General features: G+C 61.2%; 18 protein-coding genes and 1 pseudogene. 13 read left to right on the top strand and 6 right to left on the bottom strand.

The annotated features are described in order from the left end of the window. Positions 1–63: 63 nt before the first annotated feature. The 6 genes from ACTJK7_RS11585 (at position 64) to ACTJK7_RS11560 (ending at position 6,370) form a co-directional block, all read left to right on the top strand. A complete protein-coding gene (locus ACTJK7_RS11585; RefSeq protein ID WP_039769401.1) occupies positions 64–369 on the top strand; it encodes a DUF3649 domain-containing protein in 306 nt (101 codons plus the stop codon). Further along, positions 366–1,955: a PepSY-associated TM helix domain-containing protein gene (locus tag ACTJK7_RS11580; protein WP_108559656.1), complete on the top strand. Its 1,590-nt coding sequence runs from the start codon at positions 366–368 to the stop codon at positions 1,953–1,955. Before ACTJK7_RS11585 ends, ACTJK7_RS11580 begins: the two co-directional genes overlap by 4 nt. After that, a complete protein-coding gene (locus ACTJK7_RS11575) occupies positions 1,956–2,282 on the top strand; it encodes a DUF3325 domain-containing protein (protein WP_108559658.1) in 327 nt (108 codons plus the stop codon). It abuts the gene before it with no gap. Position 2,283: 1 nt separating this feature from the next. Continuing rightward, entirely contained in the window at positions 2,284–2,850 is a 567-nt protein-coding gene (locus ACTJK7_RS11570) for an RNA polymerase sigma factor (RefSeq protein ID WP_108559661.1), read from the top strand. Next, positions 2,847–3,836 carry a FecR family protein gene (locus ACTJK7_RS11565; protein WP_085654653.1) on the top strand — a complete coding sequence of 330 codons (990 nt, stop codon included), beginning with the start codon at positions 2,847–2,849 and terminating at the stop codon, positions 3,834–3,836. Before ACTJK7_RS11570 ends, ACTJK7_RS11565 begins: the two co-directional genes overlap by 4 nt. A 104-nt stretch (positions 3,837–3,940) precedes the next feature. Continuing rightward, positions 3,941–6,370: a TonB-dependent siderophore receptor gene (locus tag ACTJK7_RS11560; protein WP_108559662.1), complete on the top strand. Its 2,430-nt coding sequence runs from the start codon at positions 3,941–3,943 to the stop codon at positions 6,368–6,370. A gap of 143 nt (positions 6,371–6,513) precedes the next feature. Here the strand turns inward: ACTJK7_RS11560 and ACTJK7_RS11555 are convergent, their stop codons facing one another. Further along, positions 6,514–7,389 carry an AraC family transcriptional regulator gene (locus ACTJK7_RS11555; RefSeq protein WP_064382478.1) on the bottom strand — a complete coding sequence of 292 codons (876 nt, stop codon included), beginning with the start codon at positions 7,387–7,389 and terminating at the stop codon, positions 6,514–6,516. 139 nt (positions 7,390–7,528) lie between these two features. On the opposite strand from ACTJK7_RS11555, the gene ACTJK7_RS11550 reads away from it, so the two are divergent. Beyond that, the gene (locus tag ACTJK7_RS11550; protein ID WP_108559664.1) at positions 7,529–8,431 is read left to right on the top strand and encodes a DMT family transporter; all 903 of its coding nucleotides are present in this window, start codon (positions 7,529–7,531) and stop codon (positions 8,429–8,431) included. Positions 8,432–8,459: 28 nt separating this feature from the next. On the opposite strand, the gene ACTJK7_RS11545 is transcribed toward ACTJK7_RS11550, so the two are convergent. Together ACTJK7_RS11545 and ACTJK7_RS11540 are read right to left on the bottom strand one after the other, a co-directional pair. Continuing rightward, a complete protein-coding gene (locus tag ACTJK7_RS11545; RefSeq protein ID WP_064382476.1) occupies positions 8,460–8,969 on the bottom strand; it encodes a DUF2165 family protein in 510 nt (169 codons plus the stop codon). 149 nt (positions 8,970–9,118) lie between these two features. Continuing rightward, on the bottom strand, positions 9,119–10,093 hold the full coding sequence (locus ACTJK7_RS11540; RefSeq protein ID WP_064382475.1) for a 2-hydroxyacid dehydrogenase: 975 nt from the start codon (positions 10,091–10,093) through the stop codon (positions 9,119–9,121). Between the two features lie 338 nt (positions 10,094–10,431). On the opposite strand from ACTJK7_RS11540, the gene ACTJK7_RS11535 reads away from it, so the two are divergent. After that, on the top strand, positions 10,432–10,893 hold the full coding sequence (locus ACTJK7_RS11535; protein ID WP_108559666.1) for a hypothetical protein: 462 nt from the start codon (positions 10,432–10,434) through the stop codon (positions 10,891–10,893). 281 nt (positions 10,894–11,174) lie between these two features. Here ACTJK7_RS11535 and ACTJK7_RS11530 read toward each other — a convergent pair whose 3' ends face one another. Further along, entirely contained in the window at positions 11,175–12,143 is a 969-nt protein-coding gene (locus ACTJK7_RS11530; protein ID WP_064382473.1) for a LysR family transcriptional regulator, read from the bottom strand. A gap of 182 nt (positions 12,144–12,325) precedes the next feature. Here ACTJK7_RS11530 and ACTJK7_RS11525 point away from each other — a divergent pair, with 182 nt between their 5' ends. The 4 genes from ACTJK7_RS11525 to ACTJK7_RS11510 all read left to right on the top strand — a co-directional run bounded on the left by ACTJK7_RS11525 (position 12,326) and on the right by ACTJK7_RS11510 (position 17,218). Then, positions 12,326–13,825 carry an efflux transporter outer membrane subunit gene (locus ACTJK7_RS11525; protein ID WP_108559668.1) on the top strand — a complete coding sequence of 500 codons (1,500 nt, stop codon included), beginning with the start codon at positions 12,326–12,328 and terminating at the stop codon, positions 13,823–13,825. Positions 13,826–13,958: 133 nt separating this feature from the next. Then, entirely contained in the window at positions 13,959–16,151 is a 2,193-nt protein-coding gene (locus ACTJK7_RS11520) for an FUSC family protein (protein ID WP_440780360.1), read from the top strand. Then, positions 16,141–16,341 carry a DUF1656 domain-containing protein gene (locus ACTJK7_RS11515; protein WP_003221811.1) on the top strand — a complete coding sequence of 67 codons (201 nt, stop codon included), beginning with the start codon at positions 16,141–16,143 and terminating at the stop codon, positions 16,339–16,341. The genes ACTJK7_RS11520 and ACTJK7_RS11515 overlap by 11 nt, the downstream gene beginning before the upstream one ends. 10 nt (positions 16,342–16,351) lie before the next feature. After that, on the top strand, positions 16,352–17,218 hold the full coding sequence (locus tag ACTJK7_RS11510) for an efflux RND transporter periplasmic adaptor subunit (protein ID WP_440780358.1): 867 nt from the start codon (positions 16,352–16,354) through the stop codon (positions 17,216–17,218). A 123-nt stretch (positions 17,219–17,341) separates the two neighbouring features. On the opposite strand, the gene ACTJK7_RS11505 is transcribed toward ACTJK7_RS11510, so the two are convergent. Further along, positions 17,342–18,166, bottom strand: coding sequence for an SDR family oxidoreductase (locus tag ACTJK7_RS11505; RefSeq protein WP_108559674.1), 825 nt, complete (start codon positions 18,164–18,166; stop codon positions 17,342–17,344). A gap of 37 nt (positions 18,167–18,203) precedes the next feature. Next, positions 18,204–18,668 carry a hypothetical protein gene (locus tag ACTJK7_RS11500; protein ID WP_064382468.1) on the bottom strand — a complete coding sequence of 155 codons (465 nt, stop codon included), beginning with the start codon at positions 18,666–18,668 and terminating at the stop codon, positions 18,204–18,206. 181 nt (positions 18,669–18,849) lie between these two features. On the opposite strand from ACTJK7_RS11500, the pseudogene ACTJK7_RS11495 reads away from it, so the two are divergent. Beyond that, a pseudogene (locus tag ACTJK7_RS11495) lies at positions 18,850–19,405 on the top strand (hypothetical protein); the annotation flags it as partial.

Below are 19,405 nucleotides of genomic sequence, written 5' to 3'. Positions count from 1 at the left end.
ATTAATATTGTTCACCTGTCGTCCGGCGTGTTGGCCGGACGTTAACCGTTTCAGGGTCGAAACATGAAAGCCAAACTCGCCACACTTCCCCTGTCCTATCGTCTGGCCGTCACTTCGCGGGTGCTTGCGGCGGTGTTCGGCGGCTATCTGGTCGCGGCGCTGGCGAGTGTCACGCTGACGCTGTGGCTGCCGCTGAACCGCGCAGAAGCGGTGGTGACCGGCATGACCGTTTCGTTTCTGGTCTATCTGGTGGCGGTGCTCTGGTGTTTCGCCTGTCGCACGGCGTGGTCGGCGTGGGTCGGTCTGCTGGTGCCGAGCGTGATTCTGGCGACCGTTTCCGGGGCTGCGCGCGGTCTGGGTCTGGCATGAAAGAGGGCTTCCGGCAGGCGATGGCCTGGCTGCACACTTGGGCCGGGCTGGTCTTCGGCTGGCTGTTGTTCGCGATTTTCCTGACCGGAACCCTGGCCTATTTCAAGGACGAAACCAGTCACTGGATGCAACCGGAAATCCCCGCCCGCCCGTTGAATGCCGAGGCCAGCCTGACCCTGGCGCAAACCTACCTGCAACAGCACGCGGCCGGTGCTTCACGCTGGTTGATCGACCTGCCTGATGCCCGCGATCCTGGCCTGGGTGTGCGTTGGCAACCGGTCCCGGCCAGGCCCGGCGAGCGCGGCCAGTTCATCAGCAAGACTCTCGACGCGCAAACCGGCGCCGAAGTGCAGGCCCGGGAAAGCATGGGCGGCGAGTTCTTCTACCGCTTCCATTTCCAGCTGCAAATGCCTTATCCGTGGGGGCGCTGGCTCTCCACGATTGCCGCCATGGTGATGTTCGTCGCGCTGATCACCGGGATCATCACCCACAAGAAAATCTTCAAGGACTTCTTCACCTTCCGCCCACGCAAGGGCCAGCGTTCGTGGCTCGACGGGCACAACGCAGTGGGTGTGCTGGTGCTGCCGTTTCATCTGATGATCACCTACAGCAGTCTGGTGATCTTCATGTCGATGGTGATGCCGGCGAGCATTCTGGCTTCGTACGGCAACAATGTCCGGGCGTTTTACGACGAGGTGTTTCCCGCCGCCAACGTTCCCGAGCCTGCCGGTCAACCGGCGACACTGGCACCGCTGGCGCCACTGTTGCGGTCGGCCAGCGAGCAATGGTCGGGTGGACATGTCGGGCGTATCAGCGTGAACAATCCGGGCGATGCCAACGCCTCGGTGGTGATGTCCCGTGCGGGTTCCGACCGGGTGGTGAACGATGCCGGCAGCGCGGTGACTTTCCATGGCGTCAGCGGGCAAATCATCGGCACCCCATCTCAACAGCCGATGGCGATGGCAGTGGCCGGCAGTTTCTACGGTTTGCACATGGGGCACTTTGCCGGGCCGGTGTTGCGTTGGCTGTATTTCATCTGTGGTCTGGCCGGCACGGCGATGATCGGCACCGGGTTGGTGATCTGGCTCGGCAAGCGTCAGCTCAAACACGCCAAAAGCGGTGTGATGCCGTTCGAGTTGCGGCTGGTGCAAGTACTGAACATTGCCAGCATGGCCGGACTTGTGGCGGCAGTGGCGGTGTTCTTCTGGGCCAATCGTCTGCTGCCGGTGAATCTGGCCGGGCGTGCCGACTGGGAAGTGAACGCGTTCTTCATCGCCTGGGGCTTGAGCGTGGTGCATGCGATGTTGCGCCCGGGGCGCAAGGCCTGGGTCGAACAGCTATCGCTCGGAGCCGCACTGTTTTTCGCGGTGCCGGCTCTCAATGGATTGACCTCCTCGCATCACCTCGGCGTGACAGTGCCCGCGGGCGATTGGGTTTTGGCCGGTTTCGACCTGACGTGTCTGGGCAGTGGTCTGTTCCTCGCCTGGGCCGCGCGGCAAATGCAGCGCGCCGGACACACCGTCAACGTGAAAAAAACAGCGCGCGAAACGACTCGGCCGATCTCCCTTGAGCAGGGGGCGAACTGAATGCTACTGCCGCTATTGCTCTGTTATAGCGCTTTTACGGCGCTGTGCCTGGCGATGCCCCGGCATCACGAAGAGCTGCTGGGTCACAAAGCTTCGGCTCGCCGTCGGCAATATTTGAAACTCGCAGGCTGGCTGTTGCTGGGGCTGTCGCTGTGGGCGGCGGTTGCCAGCAAGGGCTGGAGCTTTGGCCTGGTCGACTGGTGCGCCGTGTTGATGTTCAGTGCGCTGACGCTGGTGCTGTTGTTGCCCTATCGCCCACGCCTGGCCTTGACCATGGCCGGCGCGAGTCTGCTCGCCAGCCCGGTCGCTGCATGGGCGTTGAACTGACATGTTGATCGGCCATCCCCCCGAGCACCGCGACGACGAACCCCATGGTGCCCGTGCGTATTTTCTTCAGGTGTTCCTGTCCCAGCGTTCGCAGATGGAAGCGCTGGTGAGCCGACGTGTGGGCTGTCGGGCGACGGCGGCGGATCTGGTGCAGGACCTGTTCCTGCGTTTCTGGCGTCGGCCGCTGGTGCAGGTCGAAGAACTCAGTACTTATCTGTTGCGCTGCGCCGGCAATATCGCCATCGATCATTTGCGCAGCGAAGGCACGCGGGTGCGAGTCAACGAAGGCTGGCAGCCGGATGAGCCGGACAGCTCCGCCAGCGAACCGCAGGCGGCGCTCGAAGCAGGCAACGATTTACGTCATGTCGAAGCGGCCTTGCGCGCGTTGCCCGAGCGCACGCGGCAGATCTTTTTGCTCAATCGCATCCATGGGCGCAAGTACGCCGAGATCGCCAAAGCCATGGGCCTGTCCCAAAGCGCCGTGGAAAAACATATGATGCGCGCCCTCAAGGCCTGCAAGGCCAGCCTGCGCGAACCCGCGCCACGCACGCCAGGGAAAGCACCGTGAATCACATCGAACGCGTCATTCCGACGCCTGCTCAGGAACAGGCCGCTTTCGCCTGGTTGAGCCTGTTGCACGACCGCCCCAGCGCCGGCGATCAACTGACGTTCAGTCAATGGCTGCATGCCGATCCGGCTCACGCCGAGGCCTACGCCCAGGCGCAAGTGGTCTGGGAGTTGAGCGAAGGGCCGGCGCGCACTCTGGCCGATGAAGACGCGTTGGCGTTGCAGGGTTTGCTCAATGTGATGGACCGGCCGCGTCGTCCGCAGGTCCGGCGTTGGGCCGGCGCGCTGGCCATGGCGGCCTGCCTGTTGTTGATGATCAGCCTCGGCACAGGTTGGCAGCCGCAGCGCTGGATCGATGATCTGGGCGCCGATTACGTGTCGGCACCGGGCGAGATCCGCACCGTGATCCTGGCCGATCAATCGCAGGTCACGCTGGACGGCGACAGCGCTATCGCCGTGGATTTCAGTCACGGCGAGCGGCATGTGCAACTTCGCCGGGGTGCCGGATTTTTCAGCGTGACTCACACGGGCGATCCTTTTGTGGTCGAGGCCGAGAAAGGCCAGGCGCGAGTGTTGGGCACGCAGTTCGAAGTGCGCCTGCAACCGCAAGGTGCCCAGGTGACAGTGCTGTCCGGACGCGTCGGCGTGACGCCATCCCGCGATGGCCAACAGCAGGTTCTGACCGCTGGCCAGCAAGTGGCGTACGGCGCAGGCACCGCGGAAAAACTCCACGCCGTGGACAGCGAAGCGCAATTGGCGTGGCGCCAGGGCTGGCTGACTTACTACAAGTCGACGCTGGCCGATGTGGTGCAGGATCTGCGGCGTTATTACCCCGGACGGATCGTGTTGCTCAATGACGAGCTGGGCGCGCGCAAGGTCAGCGGCAGCTTTCCGAGCAAGGATCCGCAAGCGGTACTGAATTCGCTGCAAGGAGTGCTGGGATTCGAGCAACATCAGGTGTTGGGCAAGCTGATCATCCTGCGCTGAAAATATTTTCAACTTTGTAGTGAGGTAAACCCGGATGCCATCCGTGTAGTGACTGAAACTGCGAGTCATTCGCATCCGTTGCGGTTCTACACAGGTCATGAGCAATGAAGTCCAGGGCAAAATCGGGTTCGGTCAAACAGTGGTTAGGCGTTTCGGCATTGAGTTTTTCGGCGTTGGCGCTGTTGCCGCTGAGCGTGGCGCTGGCCGCTGAATCCGTCAGCAGTCAGCCGCAAAAGCAATTCAGTTTTTCTCTGGCTGCCAAACCGCTGCCGCAAGCCCTGAGCGACTTCAGTCGCGTGACCGGGCAGAGCGTGGTCTACACCGATGACGCCCCTTACGGCCTGACCGCACCGGCGATCAACGGCCAGATGAGTGCCGAACAGGCGCTGCAACATCTGCTCACCGGCTCCGGCCTGACCTTCCGCCGCACCGACAGCCATACCCTGGCGCTCGAACCGCAACCGACCGCAGGCGCATTGAACCTCGGTGCGACCACCATCACCTCGGTGGTCGACCAGCCGATGAGCTACCAGCCACCGGAAACCAGTTCGGTGATGCGCTCTTCCGCTTCGCTTCAGGATATCCCGCAGACCGTCAACGTGATTGCGGCCCAGGTCATTCGCGATCAGGCACCGCGCAATCTCGATGACGCACTGGCCAACGTCAGCGGCATCACCCAGGGCAACACCTTGGGCAGCACTCAGGATTCGGTGATGACTCGCGGCTTCGGCGACAACCGCAACGGCTCGATCATGCGCGACGGCATGCCGGTGGTGCAGGGCCGTGGCATGAACGCGACCGTGGATCGCGTCGAAGTGCTCAAGGGCCCGGCCTCGCTGCTCTACGGGATTCAGGACCCGGGCGGCGTGGTCAACATGGTCAGCAAGAAGCCCGAACTGACCCAGTACAACGCGCTGACCCTGCGCGGCTCGACTTACGGTGACGGCAAGAATGGCAGCGGCGGTTCCTTCGACAGCACCGGTGCGCTGGGGGATTCCGGCCTCGCGTATCGCATGGTGCTGGATCACGAAGACGAAGATTACTGGCGCAACTTCGGCACTCACCGCGAAACCCTGATCGCACCGTCGCTGGCCTGGTACGGCGAGCGCACCAAGCTGCTGTTCGCCTACGAGCACCGTGAATTCCTGACCCCGTTTGATCGTGGAACCCTGATCGATCCACGCACCAACCATCCGCTGGATATCTCTCGCAACGAGCGGCTCGACGAGAAATTCAACGACATGGAAGGGCGTTCGGATCTGTATCACTTCGAGGCCGACCACGAACTCAACGACGACTGGAAAGCCCATTTCGGCTACAGCTGGAACCGCGAAACCTACGACGCCAGCCAGGTCCGTGTAACCGCGATCGACACCAAAAAAGGCACCCTGACCCGCAGCATGGACGGCACTCAGGGCGCGATCAGTACCGACCGCTTCACCACCGCCAGCCTCGAAGGCAAGGTCAACGTGCTGGGCATGCAGCATGACTTGGTGTTCGGCGTCGACGACGAGTATCGCAAGATCTACCGCGCCGACCTGATCCGCCAGAAAAGCCTGAGCACTTTCAGCTACGTCAATCCGGTCTACGGCCGCGAAGTCGAAGGCACCACCGTCAGCCCGGCGGACAGTGCGCAAACCGATCTGCTGCGCAGTGATTCGGTGTTCCTGCAGGACTCGATCCACCTCAACGACCAGTGGATTCTGGTGGCCGGCGGGCGCTTCCAGGAGTACGACCAGTACGCCGGCAAAGGCGTGCCGTTCAAGGCCAACACCGACAGCAACGGCCAGAAGTGGGTGCCGCGCGCAGGTCTCGTGTATCGCTACACCGACGCGTTGTCGTTCTACGGCAGCTACACCGAATCGTTCAAACCGAACTCGACCATCGCCCCGCTCAGCGGCAGCAGCACCGTGCTCGACGGCAGCATCGCACCGGAAGAAGCCAAGTCCTGGGAGCTGGGCGCACGTCTGGACATGCCGGGTCGCATCACCGGCAACATCGCCCTGTTCGACATCAAGAAACGCAACGTGCTGGTGGCCAACGCCGAAGGCCCGACCACGATCTACAGCGCCGCCGGTGAAGTGCGTTCCCGTGGCCTGGAAGTCGATCTGACCGGTCAGCTCAGCGACCGCTGGAGCATGATCGGCAGCTACGCCTATACCGACGCCGAGGTTACGGAAGATCCGGACTACAAAGGCAACAGGCTGCAGAACGTGGCGAAAAATACCGGCTCGCTGTCGGCGGTCTACGACTTCGGTAGCGTGATCGGTGGCGATCAACTTCGGGTCGGCGCCGGCGCGCGCTATGTCGGTGAACGAGCGGGTAACGCGGTGAATGATTTCGATCTGCCGAGTTACACCGTGGCCGATGCGTTCGCCACTTACGACACCAAGGTGGAAGGGCAGAAGGTCAAGTTCCAGCTCAATGTGAAGAACCTGTTCGACCGCACCTACTACACCTCGGCGGCCAGCCGCTTCTTCGTGTCGATGGGCGATTCGCGGCAGATTTCGTTGTCGAGCACGCTGGAGTTCTGATCCAGAACCGCGTCATCGTTCATCGCCGGCAAGCCAGCTCCCACAGGTTTTCGGTCGACCACACCTATCGGGAACGAGGCAGAACCTTGTGGGAGCGGGCTTGCCCGCGATGAAGGCCCTGACAGGCAGTAAAAATCCTGGGACTAGCGCAAGAACGCCTGGCGATACTCGCCGGGCGTTCCACCCAGCACCTGGCGAAAGCGGTTGGTGAAGTGGCTGGCACTGGCAAATCCGCACGCCAGGGCAATCTCCCCCAGCGGCAACGCCGTGCCCCGCAACAACTCCCGCGCCCGACTCAAACGCCGCGCCAGCACATACTGATGCGGCGGCAGACCGAAGCTCACCCGGAACATCCGCGCGAAGTGGTATTCCGACAACGCACACAACCCCGCCAGTTGCCCGAGGCTGATCGGCTCGGCCAGTTGGCTGTCAATGAACTCCACCAGTTGCCGACGCTGATGCGGCGCCAGTCCACCCTTGAGGCGCAAGCCATGGCGTACGCCGACCTGGCTCAACAAGGTATGGCTGATCAGTTCGTGGGCCAGGCTGCTGGTCAGCAGACGCTCGCCGGGCTCGTCCCAATTCAGAGTGAGTAACTGGCGAAACCGTCGCGCCTGTTGCGGATCTTCCAGAAAAGTCTGTTCGCGCAGCTGCATTTCCCTGGGCTCGCGATCCAGCAGCGTGACGCAACCCAGAGCAAATTGTTCGGCGCTGAAATACAGGTGGGCCAAGCGGATATCGCCATTGATCACCCAGCCCGATTCATGGTCGGCCGGCAGGATGCACAGCTTGTCCGGGCCGCCCTTGTGGCCCGGATCGCCACGACGGAAGGTGCCGGTGCCGCCAGCGATGTAACAGGAGAGGGTGTGATGGCTCGGCGCTTCGTATTCCTGGGCGTCGTGATGATTGGTCCACAAGGCTGCGGACAGGCCGTCACCCAGCTCGGCGCTGTGCACAAGGCGTGCATTGGGCGAGTTGTTGAGGGCTTGAAAGACTTGCAGGGTATCGATGGCGGCCATGGTCGGTTCTCTTCAACGCCTTGCATCCTACTCCGTGGATTTCGCGCTGCCAGCCTGCGCGCCGACAAAAGCGCAAGTTTATGCAAGCGAGGGTCGAGGGGGTGGGCGGACACTGAAAACCAATCAAGGAGTGTCTGCCATGAACCTGTCGTTGTATTTGTTGACCGTGCTGATCTGGGGCACCACATGGATTGCCCTGAAGTGGCAACTGGGCGTGGTGGCGATTCCGGTGTCGATCGTCTATCGCTTCGGTCTCGCCGCGTTGGTGTTGTTTGCGTTGTTGCTGCTCAGCCGTCGTCTGCAACCGATGAACCGGCGCGGGCATCTGATCTGCGTGGCGCAGGGGTTGTGTCTGTTCTGCGTCAACTTCATGTGTTTCCTGACCGCCAGCCAATGGATTCCCAGCGGTCTGGTGGCGGTGGTGTTTTCCACCGCTACATTGTGGAACGCGCTGAATGCGCGAGTGTTTTTCGGCCAGCGCATTGCGCGCAATGTGCTGATGGGTGGGGCGCTGGGGCTGTCTGGCCTGGGCCTGTTGTTCTGGCCTGAGCTGGCGGGGCATCACGCCAGTCCGCAAACCCTGCTCGGCCTCGGTCTGGCGCTCTGCGGCACCCTGTGTTTCTCGGCGGGCAACATGTTGTCCAGCCTGCAACAGAAGTCCGGTCTCAAACCGTTGACCACCAATGCCTGGGGCATGGCCTACGGCGCGGCGATGCTCTCGATGTGGTGTCTGGTCAAAGGCATTCCGTTCGAGATGGAGTGGACCTCACGCTACATCGGTGCACTGCTGTATCTGGTGATCCCGGGGTCGGTGATCGGTTTCACCGCGTACCTGACGCTGGTCGGCCGGATGGGCCCGGAGCGCGCGGCTTACTGCACGGTGCTGTTCCCGGTGGTAGCGCTGAACGTTTCGGCATTTGCCGAGGGCTATCAGTGGACGGCACCGGCATTGGCGGGGCTGGTACTGGTGATGCTGGGGAATGTACTGGTATTTCGTAAACCCCCAGTTGCCGTTGTTTCCACGCAAGGAAAATTGGCCTGATATTGATTGAATCTTGAGCGTTGATTATTCAGCGCTCGTTTTTCAACGTTATGAAAATCAGTACCGGCAATATGAAGTCGACAATGTGCCTTGCCCAGTCTTTCGCGTTCCATGCTTGCGAAGTGTCCATGTCGAACCATTCAACACCGATACTTTGCAGGCAGACGTAATAGATGAAGATGGCGATCAATAAACCAGTGATCGAATATTTCTTTGCCTCGTGAAACTCTGCGGCGGAGTCGTTGATGCTGCGATAGAGATGATAAGTGCCAACCAGGCAATAGGCGGTATAGATTGACTCCATGGTAATGATGAACCAATAGATCCGGTGGTGCATCATGGGCGATTCGATCGCTCTGTAACGTATGTTCTCGTTGATCTGAGTCGTGTCCATACTCAGGATGTGTCCGACGTACTCATAGTTTGATGCGTAGTCTGTCAAGTTTGAGTACATCACCAGTAGTCCAAAAAAACTGATGTAGGCCATCAGGAAGACTTTGCTGTAACGGATTAGTTGATCGGTATTGTAAGTTCTCAAGGTGGCTGTTCTCCGGAGTGTTTGTTGTTGTGTTTAAACGTCCGGAAAGTTTATAGCGCGATGATGTTTTTCGTTGATATGTTGATTTTCAAAGTATGTATTGGAGCGCGATTGAACGGGCAAGCACCTCGCAGTACTTGCCCGTTTTTTTATCCGCGCCAGACCTGCGGATTCACCAGATCCTGCGGGCGCTCGCCAAGCAGGGCGCTACGCAGGTTAGTCAGGGCACGATTGGCCATCGCTTCGCGGGTTTCGTGGGTGGCCGATCCGATGTGTGGCAGAGTCACGGCGTTTTTGAGCTGAAACAGCGGTGATTCGGCCAGCGGTTCTTTTTCGTAGACATCCAGACCTGCACCGCGAATCCGGTTGTTCTGCAAGGCTTCGATCAATGCCGGTTCATCCACTACCGGACCACGAGAGATGTTCACCAGAATTGCATCCGGCTTCATCAGCGCCAGTTCGCGATGGCTGATCAGGTGGCGGGTCTTGTCGCTGAGCGGCACCACCAGACAAACGAAGTCGGCCTCGGCCAGCAGTTGGTCAAGGCTGCGAAATTGTGCGCCGAGTTCCTGTTCCAGTCCGGTCTTGCGGCTGTTGCCGCTGTAGAGGATCGGCATGTTGAAGCCGAAGCGTCCGCGACGGGCGACGGCGGCGCCGATGTTGCCCATGCCGACGATACCCAGGGTCTTGCCGTGTACGTCGCAACCGAACAGTGGTGCGCCGACGCTGGCCTGCCATTGGCCGGCCTTGGTCCAGGCGTCCAGTTCGGCGACGCGGCGGGCACTGCTCATGATCAGGGCGAAGGCCAGGTCCGCGGTGCTTTCGGTGAGGACATCCGGGGTATTGGTGAGCATGATCCCGCGTTCGTTGAAGTAGGCGAGGTCATAGTTGTCGTATCCGACGGAGACGCTGGAGACCACTTCGAGTTTGGCGGCGTTTTCCAGTTGGGCCTTGCCGAGTTTGCGACCGACGCCGATCAGGCCGTGGGCGTGGGGCAGGGCTTCGTTGAACTGGGCGTTGATGTCGCCGTTCTTCGGGTTGGGGACGATGACGTCGAACTCCTGCTGCAGGCGTTCGATCATGGGCGGGGTGATGCGGCTGAAGGCCAGGACTGTTTTTTTCATCGTTTTTGGCTCTTGTTCGGGCTTGATGCAAAGCAAGCTAACATTTCTGGCTCCGGGTTGTCTTGGCGGCTTGTGCGCCGAACAGCCTCTTGGGTTTTGGGGTGAGTAAACGGTTTTTCGGAAGCGGCTCCGTGTTCATCTGGAGTCTCTTCCAGTGTTGCTGTTCTAAACTGCGCTGAACTTTTGATGATTTCGCTTATAACAAAAAGAAACGCCGATAAAGGCTTTTATTGCGAATGGGTCTCTAAGGCTGTCAGTTCTGACAGGTGCGGAAATTAATAATAATGGCAGTCTTTTATTTCGCATTTTCCGCGACAGTCAACATAAAAGGACTTCCCATGAAGAATGAATTTTTTCTGTTTTCAAACCAACAAGAAAATGTGAGCGGTACAGCCAATGCTCTCATTGATAATCTTGTACCATTCAACGGCGAGGTTGACATCTTTGTAACGGATAATGAGGAAGTTTACGTCAGTGCACGTCAGCAGTTTGATGACAAGCGATCAGGGTCTCTGGCGTTCAGCTTTAAAGCTGATATCCCTGATGGTAGGCATGATTATGAGGCAGATTCAGGGATGTATATTAGTTATGCTTTGTTCGAAGAGGTCGCAGGGGGGACAAAAATCACGCCGTTCCCGGCTGTTTACGGTAGTGGAAATGTAAATATGACTTTCGATCGTAGTAAAGGTACATTGGAAGTTGGGTTTAACTTGGAAGTTCAAAACAGTCCTACTGAGCCAAGGTTAAAAGCGATTGGTGCATTCAAAAATGTTTCAGGTCTTGAGCAAGTGAAGAAGTAGCACGGCTCTATTTTGATCGTTCCCACGCTCTGCTTGGGAATGCAGCCCGGGACCCTCTGCGTCCCATCCGAGCTGCCAGCGAATGCAGTTGTCGCTGGCAGGTCGCATTGGTCAGAGCGGCTTGGCTGTGTGTGGGATGATGTTGTACTTCGACGTTATCCAGACCCGGCCGCTGATGCGTCAGCGCCCCTCAAAAGCCTACCCACCTCGTTTCCGAGGGGCAACCGACGCGACTTGTCGGAAACGTCCTCGCAAATCACCCCGTCTGTAGGACGGTAAACTCAGTTCGCCAGCCTGGCTCCACCCAGACTCCCACTCATCTCATAAGCCGCCAATTCCGCCTGATGCCCCGCCAATATCTCCGGCAACGACCCACGCAGGTACTCGACCCAAGTCTTGATCTTCGCGTCCAGGTACTGCCGCGACGGGTAGATCGCATACAGGTTCAGTTCCTGCGAGCGGTAGTTCGGCATCACCCGTACCAGCGAGCCATTGCGCAAGCCTTCTATCGCGGCGTACACCGGCAATACACCGACCCCCATCCCGCTGGTGATCGCGGTTTTCATCGCGTCGGCGGAGTTCACCAAAAAGGGTGAGCTGTTGATGGTGACCATTTCCTGGCCTTCCGGGCCGTCGAAGGCCCATTTTTCCAGGGGGATTACCGGACTCACGAGGCGCAGGCAAGCGTGGTTCAGCAGGTCGCTGGGCTTTTGTGCGCAGCCGTTGGCTTTCACGTAGGCCGGCGAGGCGCAGACGATGCTGTAGGTGATGCCCAGGCGTTGCGAGACGAAACCCGAGTCCGGCAGTTCGCGAGCGAGGACGATGGACACGTCGTAGCCTTCGTCGAGCAGGTCCGGCACGCGGTTGGCCATGGTCAGGTCGAAGGTCACGTCCGGATGGGTCTTGCGATAGCGGGCGATGGCGTCGATCACGAAGTGCTGGCCGATGCCGGTCATGGTGTGGACTTTCAGCTGTCCGGCCGGGCGGGCGTGGGCCTCGCTGGCTTCGGCTTCGGCCTCTTCGACGTAGGCGAGGATCTGCTCGCAGCGCAGCAGGTAGCGCTTGCCGGCTTCGGTGAGCGCGATGCGGCGGGTCGTGCGATTGAGCAAGCGGGTTTGCAGGTGGGCCTCAAGGTTGGAGACCGCGCGCGATACGTTGGCGGTGGTGGTGTCGAGCTGCACGGCGGCGGCGGTGAAGCTGCCGGCTTCGGCCACACAACTGAAGGCGCGCATGTTTTGCAAAGTGTCCATGGGGTGCTCTCAAGGGAGATGGCAAATTGTGACACGAAGTTTCAGGGGCTGAGACCCCCGACCAAGGGATTATCTCGTTAACGGTAACAAAGATTCACAGGATTCCCAGCTTATCGCCGTCATGGCGCCCCCCTAGAATTGCGCCCACCTCGAAACATCTCCCACCTCAGGAATTCGCAGCAGTGCCGCGTCGCATCAACAGAGCGCTTTTGCCGCTCAGTGTTCTGGCTCTTTCGTTAGGTCTCGGCGGCTGCATTGGAACCGGAGGAATTGCCCCGCAGGGCAAGGCTCTGGAGGCTAATGAACTGGCCACCGACGAGGCCATCGCCCACGCCGCCCGTGACGCAAACTGGCCCACCGCCCAATGGTGGCAAGCCTACGGTGACCCGCAACTCAATCGCTGGATCGACCTTGCCGTGCAAGGCAGCCCGACCCTGGCCATGGCCGCCGCGCGCGTGCGTCAGGCCCAGTCACTGGCCGGTGTCGCCGAAGCCGCCGAGTCGTTGCAGATCAATGGCGAGTCGACCCTCAAGCGCCACAACTGGCCGACCGATCAGTTCTACGGCCCCGGTGAGCTGGCCAATACCACGACTTGGGACAACAACGCTGCGCTGGGTTTCAGTTACGCCCTCGACCTCTGGGGTCGTGAAAGCAACAGCACCGAGCGTGCGGTGGATCTTGCGCACATGAGCGCTGCCGAGGCGCGTCAGGCGCAGCTCGAATTGCAGAACAACATCGTGCGCGCCTACATCGAACTGTCGTTGCACTATGCCCAGCGCGACATCGTCGCGGCGACGCTCAAGCAGCAACAGCAGATTCTTGAGCTGGCGCAGAAACGCCTGGACGGCGGGATCGGCACCCACTTTGAAGTCAGCCAGGCCGAAACCCCGCTGCCGGAAACCCATCGGCAACTGGATGCGCTGGACGAAGAAATCGCCCTGAGCCGCAACCAGATCGCTGCACTGGCCGGCAAAGGGCCGGGCGCCGGCGCGCAGTTGCAGCGGCCGTCCCTGTCCCTCGGCGCTGCGCTGAAACTGCCGTCGGCACTGCCCGCCGAACTGCTCGGCCAGCGTCCGGACGTGGTCGCCAGTCGCTGGCAAGTGGCGGCGCAGGCGCGCGGGATCGATGTCGCGCATGCCGGGTTCTACCCCAACGTCGATCTGGTCGGCAGCCTCGGCTACATGGCCACCGGCGGCGGGGCGCTGGAGTTCCTGACCGGCAAGAAGCTCAACTACAACGTCGGGCCGGCGATCTCGCTGCCGATCTTTGACGGCGGGCGACTGCGTGCGGAGCTCGGCGAAGCGTCGGCGGGTTATGACATCGCCGTCGCGCATTACAACCAGACCCTGGTCAATGCGCTGAAGAACATCTCCGATCAGCTGATCCGCCGCGAGTCGATGGACAAGCAGCAGACATTCGCCGCCGAGTCCGTGGCCACGGCGCAGAAGACCTACGACATCGCGATGATCGCCTACCAGCGCGGCCTCACCGATTACCTCAACGTGCTCAATGCCCAGACCCTGCTGTTCAAACAGCAGCAGGTTCAACAGCAGGTGCAGGCGGCGCGTTTGAGTGCTCATGCGGAACTGGTGACGGCATTGGGCGGTGGGCTTGGTGCGGGTAACGACGTGCCGACTTTTGAGCAGACCGCCGCCCCGAAAACCCCGGCCCTCCTGCGTTGAACACACAACCCCTGTGGGAGCGGGCTTGCTCGCGAAGAGGGAGTGTCAGGCAGCCCATNCTGACACAGCGCATTCGCGAGCAAGCCCGCTTCCACAGTTTCTACGGTTCGACTGAATTTTTGAGCACGACCAAATGACTCCCTTGCCCGCACCTTTGCGCTGGCTCTACTCCCTGGAATGGCGCCGGGGTTTCTTCGACTGGGCGCGCAGCGACGGCGTGACCTGGGTCTACATCTTCAAGGTGTTGATTGCCGCATTCCTGACCCTGTGGCTGGCGATGCGCCTGGAACTGCCGCAACCGCGCACGGCGATGATCACCGTGTTCATCGTCATGCAGCCGCAGAGCGGCCAGGTGTTCGCCAAGAGCTTCTATCGCTTCCTCGGCACCCTGGCCGGGTCGGCGATGATGGTCACGCTGATTTCGCTGTTCGCCCAGAACACTGAACTGTTCCTCGGCTCGCTGGCGATCTGGGTCGGCATCTGCTCGGCCGGCGCCGCCCGTTGCCGCAACTTCCGCGCCTACGGTTTTGTGCTGGCCGGCTACACGGCGGCGATGGTCGGTTTGCCGGCGCTCGCCCATCCCGACGGTGCGTTCATGGCGGCGGTGTGGCGGGTGCTGGAGATCTCGCTGGGGATCCTCTGCTCGACCCTGGTCAGCGCCGCGATCCTGCCGCAGACCGCCAGCGCGGCGATGCGCAACGCCTTGTATCAGCGCTTTGGTGTGTTCGCGTTGTTCGTCACCGATGGCCTGCGCGGACGCAGCAAGCCGGAGGCGTTCGAGGCCAGCAACGTGCGCTTCATCGCCGAAGCGGTCGGGCTGGAAGGGCTGCGCAGCGTGACCGTGTTCGAAGACCCGCACATGCGCCGGCGCAACGGTCGCCTCAGTCGCCTGAACAGCGAGTTCATGGGCATTACCACCCGGTTCAACGCCCTGCACCAGTTGCTCGAGCGCCTGCGCCGCAACGGTGCCGACCATGTGGAAGCGGCGATCAAACCGGGTCTGCAGGATCTGGCCGAAGTGCTCGACGGCTTCAGCGGCCGCGCCCTGACCAGCCCGGACGCGGCGCGTCTGGTGCAGGCGCTCGCTGTCTACAAGGAAGCCTTGCCGGCGCGAGTGCGCAGCCTGCGGGCGATCTTTCAGGAGAGCGAGCCGAGCGACGCCGAGCAACTGGATTTCCACACCGCGTATGAACTGCTCTATCGCTTCGTCGATGACCTGCACAGTTATGCACAGACCCACGCGTCGCTGGCCGATCACCGCCACGAACGCGAGTGCTGGGACGAGCCGTTCACACCGCAAACCAGTTGGTGGGCCGCAGCGGCTTCAGGGATTCGCGCGTCATTCATCCTGATCGTGCTCGGCAGTTACTGGGTCGCCACCGCGTGGCCGAGCGGCGCGACCATGACCCTGATCGCCGCCGCCACCGTGGGCCTGTCGGCGGCGACGCCGAACCCGAAACGCATGGCGTTCCAGATGGCCTGCGGCACGTTCCTCGGAGCGCTGATCGGCTTCGTCGAGATGTTTTTCATCTTCCCGTGGATCGATGGCTTCCCGCTGCTGTGCGTGATGCTCGCGCCGGTGATCGTGCTCGGCTCGTTCCTCACCTCGCGGCCGCAATACGCCGGTGTCGGTCTCGGCCTGCTGATTTTTTTCAGTACCGGTTCGGTGCCGGACAACCTGACGATCTACAACCCCTACACCTTCATCAACGACTACATCGCCATGGTCATGGGCATGCTGGTCTGCGCGGCGGCGGGGGCGATCATTCTGCCGCCGAACAGCCGCTGGTTGTGGCAGCGCCTGGAGCAGGACCTGCGCGGGCAAGTGGTGTACGCGATCAGCGGCAAACTCAAGGGGCTGGCGTCGAGTTTCGAAAGCCGTACCCGCGACCTGATGCATCAGGCCTATGGGCTGGCGGCGGGTCAGCCGTTGGTGCAGAAGAACCTGCTGCGCTGGATGTTCGTGGTGCTGGAAGTCGGCCACGCGATTATCGAGCTGCGCAAGGAACAGGCGATCCTGCCGGTGCATCCGGCGTATGCCGAATCCCAGCCATGGCGTCAGGCGATCAGGGTCATGGGGCGCTCGCTGGTGCGGCTGTTCCTGCAACCGAATTCGAGCAATCTGGAACGCGCACTGGTGGCGGTCGATCACGCCATCAGTCGGGTCGCCGCCACTGACGAACCGTTCGCACCGCACTTCGATACCTCGGCACTGCGGCGGGTGAAAAGCTACCTGCACTTCATCCGCACCTCGTTGCTCGACCCGCAATCACCCCTTGCCGCCTATGCCATCGCCAAGCCCGAAGGACTTGCCCATGCCTCGTGAAATCGCCTTCCACGGCGTGTACATGCCGACCATGACCCTGATGTTTTTCGTCGCCGCGGCACTGGCCTGGGCGCTGGACCGGTTTCTGTCGGGGTTCGATCTGTACCGCTTCTTCTGGCACCCGGCGCTGCTGCGCCTGAGCCTGTTTACCTGTCTGTTCGGCGCGATGGCGCTGACTGTCTACCGTTGAGAACGCTCTGATGAAAAAGTTTTTCAGCCTGCTCGCGACCCTGCTGGTGCTGGCCCTGGCGCTGTGGATCGGCCGCACGTTGTGGGAGCACTACATGAACACCCCGTGGACCCGCGACGGCCGGGTGCGCGCCGACATCATCAACGTCGCCGCCGACGTCACCGGTGAAGTGGTGGACGTGCCGGTACGTGACAACCAGTTGGTGAAGAAAGGTGATCTGCTGATGCAGATCGACCCCGAGCACTATCGCCTGGCGGTGAAACAGGCGCAGTCGCTGGTGGCTTCGCGCAAGGCCACGTGGGAGATGCGCAAGGTCAACGCCCATCGCCGCGCCGACCTCGACAACCTGGTGATCTCCAAGGAAAACCGCGACGACGCCAGCAACATCGCCGACTCAGCACTGGCCGATTACCAACAGGCCCAGGCGCAACTGGAAGCCGCCGAACTCAACCTCAAACGCACCGAAGTGCGGGCGGCGGTGGACGGCTACGTGACAAACCTTAACGTGCATCGCGGCGACTACGCCCGCATCGGCGAAGCGAAAATGGCCGTGGTCGACATGAACTCTTTCTGGGTCTATGGCTTCTTCGAAGAGACCAAACTGCCTCACGTGCGGGTCGGCGATAAAGCGGATATGCAACTGATGAGCGGCGAAGTCCTCAAGGGTCACGTGGAAAGCATCTCCCGCGGCATCTACGACCGCGACAACCCGGAAAGCCGCGAACTGATCGCCGATGTGAACCCGACCTTCAACTGGGTGCGCCTGGCTCAGCGAGTGCCGGTGCGGATTCACATTGATGAAGTGCCGGAAGGGGTGCTGCTGGCGGCGGGGATTACCTGCACCGTTGTGGTGACGCAGGACGTTGTGGATAACTGACAGACCGCGTCGTAGCCATTCGCGAGCAAGCTCGCCACACAGGCTTTTGTGTCGCACTGAATATCTGAGTGCACCGCTAAACCTGTGGGAGCGTGGCTTGCCCGCGACGGGGCTGACGCGATCTCAGAGCTGCCCGCGCAAGCCGAAGCGCTTCATCAACGTCGATTCCAGCAAGCCTTTGGGTAACAGCGTTGCCAGCAGCGGCAGCGCCCGACTGCCATTGCCGATGCGGATCAGTCGCGGTGGCTTGCTCTGCTGCACAGCCTTGAGCAATTCGGCGGCAAATTCGCTGGCTGGCGTCGGTTTGTCCTGGGACGCTTTGGCCCGCGCCCGGATGCCTTCGCGCAACGGAAACCACGGCGATTGTTCGTTGATCAGTTGTTCGGCCTCATGCCCGGCATTCTTGGCGAAACTGGACTGAATCGCCCCCGGCTGCACTTCCATCACGCGAATTCCGAACGGCGCCAGCTCCATGCGCAACGCATCGCTCAACGCATGCACCGCCGCTTTCGAGGCGCAATAGGCGCCGGCAAATGGCGTGACCAGCACGCCGGAAACACTGCCGACATTCACCACCAGGCCTTTGGCCCGGCGCAGCACCGGGAACAGCGCACGGGTCACGCCGACAATCGAAAACACGTTGGTTTCGAACTGGCGCTGCATGGCTGAAACACCGCCGTCGAGCAGCGGCCCCATGGCGCCGTAACCGGCATTGTTGATCAGCACATCGAGGCCGCCGTGTTGCTGATTGATTCGCTCGGCGAGTTGTTCCAGCGCGGCATTGTCATTGACGTCGAGCTGAACGGCGGTAAATCCGGCAGCGCCGAGTGTCGCGACATCTTCAACTTTGCGTGCACTGGCCCAGACCTCGTAGCCGGCACTTTTGAAGGCATCGGCGAGGGCGCGGCCGATGCCGCTGGAACAACCGGTAATCAACGCAACGGGCATGGCGCATTCCTTGTGCAAAACAGTGGGAGGGGGGGGATCAGTCGGAGAAACTGCCCTGCAAGCGCTCGGCGCGAAACTCCAGGGTTTGCGGGCGATAACCGGGGCGCAACGGCGGCATCGGCAGGCAGTCTTCCCAGTTGCCGCCCGCCTGCAATTCGCCTGGGCCGCGATAGCGTGGGGCGGCGTATTGATTGTCGGCCAGGTTCACGGTATCTCCCGGCGCGTACGCGGCAATGCGCCAGCGCAGTTCGGTCAGCGGCACGTCGTTGCCATTGTTCAACTTGAGCAACAGCGGACGGTCGGCGGGGCAGTGTTCGGGGGCATAAACGATGCGCAGTTCAAGGCGCGCCAGTTGCTTGACCTCGCGGTTGTCCAGCCACACCACCCACATCGCCACCAGCCCCAGGCCGACAGCGGCGGCCATCGACACCGGCAAGGCCTTGGCCGGGTAGCGCAACAGCAGGATCAGCCAGGTGATGACCAGCAAGACGCCGATGAACATGTTCTAACACTCCTTGAACTCGTGATGACCATCCTACCGAAGGGGCGCGGGAATGGACATTCACGGATTGCGCACAGGTGCCGTTGGTCGGGACTGTCATTTCCGACAGTAGCCGAAACAGCGCCGAGCTTGCTGTGATGCCAGAGGCACACCGAATGCCGATTGCGGGGAAGCGCGCTCCATGAGCTTGCACATCAATACGCCGAGGATGTCTGTGATCGACCCGCGCGGCTTGCCGGTGCGCACGGTCGACTATTGCCGAGACATCGAGGACGGACCGGTCGAGTCCCGGATCAACCGCACCCTGCATGACGCTGCGGGGCGTGCGGTGAAACAGTGGGACCCGCGACTTTGGCTGTCGCAGGCCGGCAATCCGCTGACGCCGGCCAACCTGAAGCAGGTATTTGCTTTGGACGCCACGGTGATTCGCTCGGACAGCGTCGATGCCGGCACGCAAGTCGAGCTGAAGGGACTCGCCGCACAAACGCTGTTCCGTTGGGACAGCCGTCAGACGCAGCGCGAGATTGAACACGACAGTTTGCTGCGCCCCGTTGCGATATTCGAAGAAGGAACAGGCGTGCCTCGGCGTTGTGTCGAGCGCCTGACCTACGGTCATCCCGGCAGCGGGGATCAGTCGCGAAACCAGTTCGGGCAGCTGATTCGTCATGATCATCCGGCGGGCAGCGTGCTGTTCAATGCGTTTGCAATCAGCGGCCCCTGCACCGAAGACATCCGCC

It is taken from the genome of Pseudomonas sp. 22085 (genome assembly GCF_052045815.1).
GTDB classification, from domain to species: Bacteria; Pseudomonadota; Gammaproteobacteria; order Pseudomonadales; family Pseudomonadaceae; genus Aquipseudomonas; species Aquipseudomonas glycinae.
The sequence above is the reverse complement of the archived record's forward strand: the minus strand, read 5'-3'. Positions and strand labels throughout refer to the sequence as shown.

What these genes read in the sequence shown, in the direction of transcription:
- ACTJK7_RS11580 (WP_108559656.1), top strand. Translation starts at nt 366, where the DNA reads ATGAAAGAGGGCTTCCGGCAGGCGATGGCCTGGCTGCACACTTGGGCC.
- ACTJK7_RS11500 (WP_064382468.1), bottom strand. Translation starts at nt 18,668, where the DNA reads ATGTTCATCGGCGTCTTGCTGGTCATCACCTGGCTGATCCTGCTGTTG.
- ACTJK7_RS11535 (WP_108559666.1), top strand. Translation starts at nt 10,432, where the DNA reads ATGAAGAATGAATTTTTTCTGTTTTCAAACCAACAAGAAAATGTGAGC.
- ACTJK7_RS11550 (WP_108559664.1), top strand. Translation starts at nt 7,529, where the DNA reads ATGAACCTGTCGTTGTATTTGTTGACCGTGCTGATCTGGGGCACCACA.
- ACTJK7_RS11560 (WP_108559662.1), top strand. Translation starts at nt 3,941, where the DNA reads ATGAAGTCCAGGGCAAAATCGGGTTCGGTCAAACAGTGGTTAGGCGTT.
- ACTJK7_RS11570 (WP_108559661.1), top strand. Translation starts at nt 2,284, where the DNA reads ATGTTGATCGGCCATCCCCCCGAGCACCGCGACGACGAACCCCATGGT.
- ACTJK7_RS11520 (WP_440780360.1), top strand. Translation starts at nt 13,959, where the DNA reads ATGACTCCCTTGCCCGCACCTTTGCGCTGGCTCTACTCCCTGGAATGG.
- ACTJK7_RS11555 (WP_064382478.1), bottom strand. Translation starts at nt 7,389, where the DNA reads ATGGCCGCCATCGATACCCTGCAAGTCTTTCAAGCCCTCAACAACTCG.
- ACTJK7_RS11505 (WP_108559674.1), bottom strand. Translation starts at nt 18,166, where the DNA reads ATGCCCGTTGCGTTGATTACCGGTTGTTCCAGCGGCATCGGCCGCGCC.
- ACTJK7_RS11515 (WP_003221811.1), top strand. Translation starts at nt 16,141, where the DNA reads ATGCCTCGTGAAATCGCCTTCCACGGCGTGTACATGCCGACCATGACC.
- ACTJK7_RS11575 (WP_108559658.1), top strand. Translation starts at nt 1,956, where the DNA reads ATGCTACTGCCGCTATTGCTCTGTTATAGCGCTTTTACGGCGCTGTGC.
- ACTJK7_RS11510 (WP_440780358.1), top strand. Translation starts at nt 16,352, where the DNA reads ATGAAAAAGTTTTTCAGCCTGCTCGCGACCCTGCTGGTGCTGGCCCTG.
- ACTJK7_RS11540 (WP_064382475.1), bottom strand. Translation starts at nt 10,093, where the DNA reads ATGAAAAAAACAGTCCTGGCCTTCAGCCGCATCACCCCGCCCATGATC.
- ACTJK7_RS11585 (WP_039769401.1), top strand. Translation starts at nt 64, where the DNA reads ATGAAAGCCAAACTCGCCACACTTCCCCTGTCCTATCGTCTGGCCGTC.
- ACTJK7_RS11530 (WP_064382473.1), bottom strand. Translation starts at nt 12,143, where the DNA reads ATGGACACTTTGCAAAACATGCGCGCCTTCAGTTGTGTGGCCGAAGCC.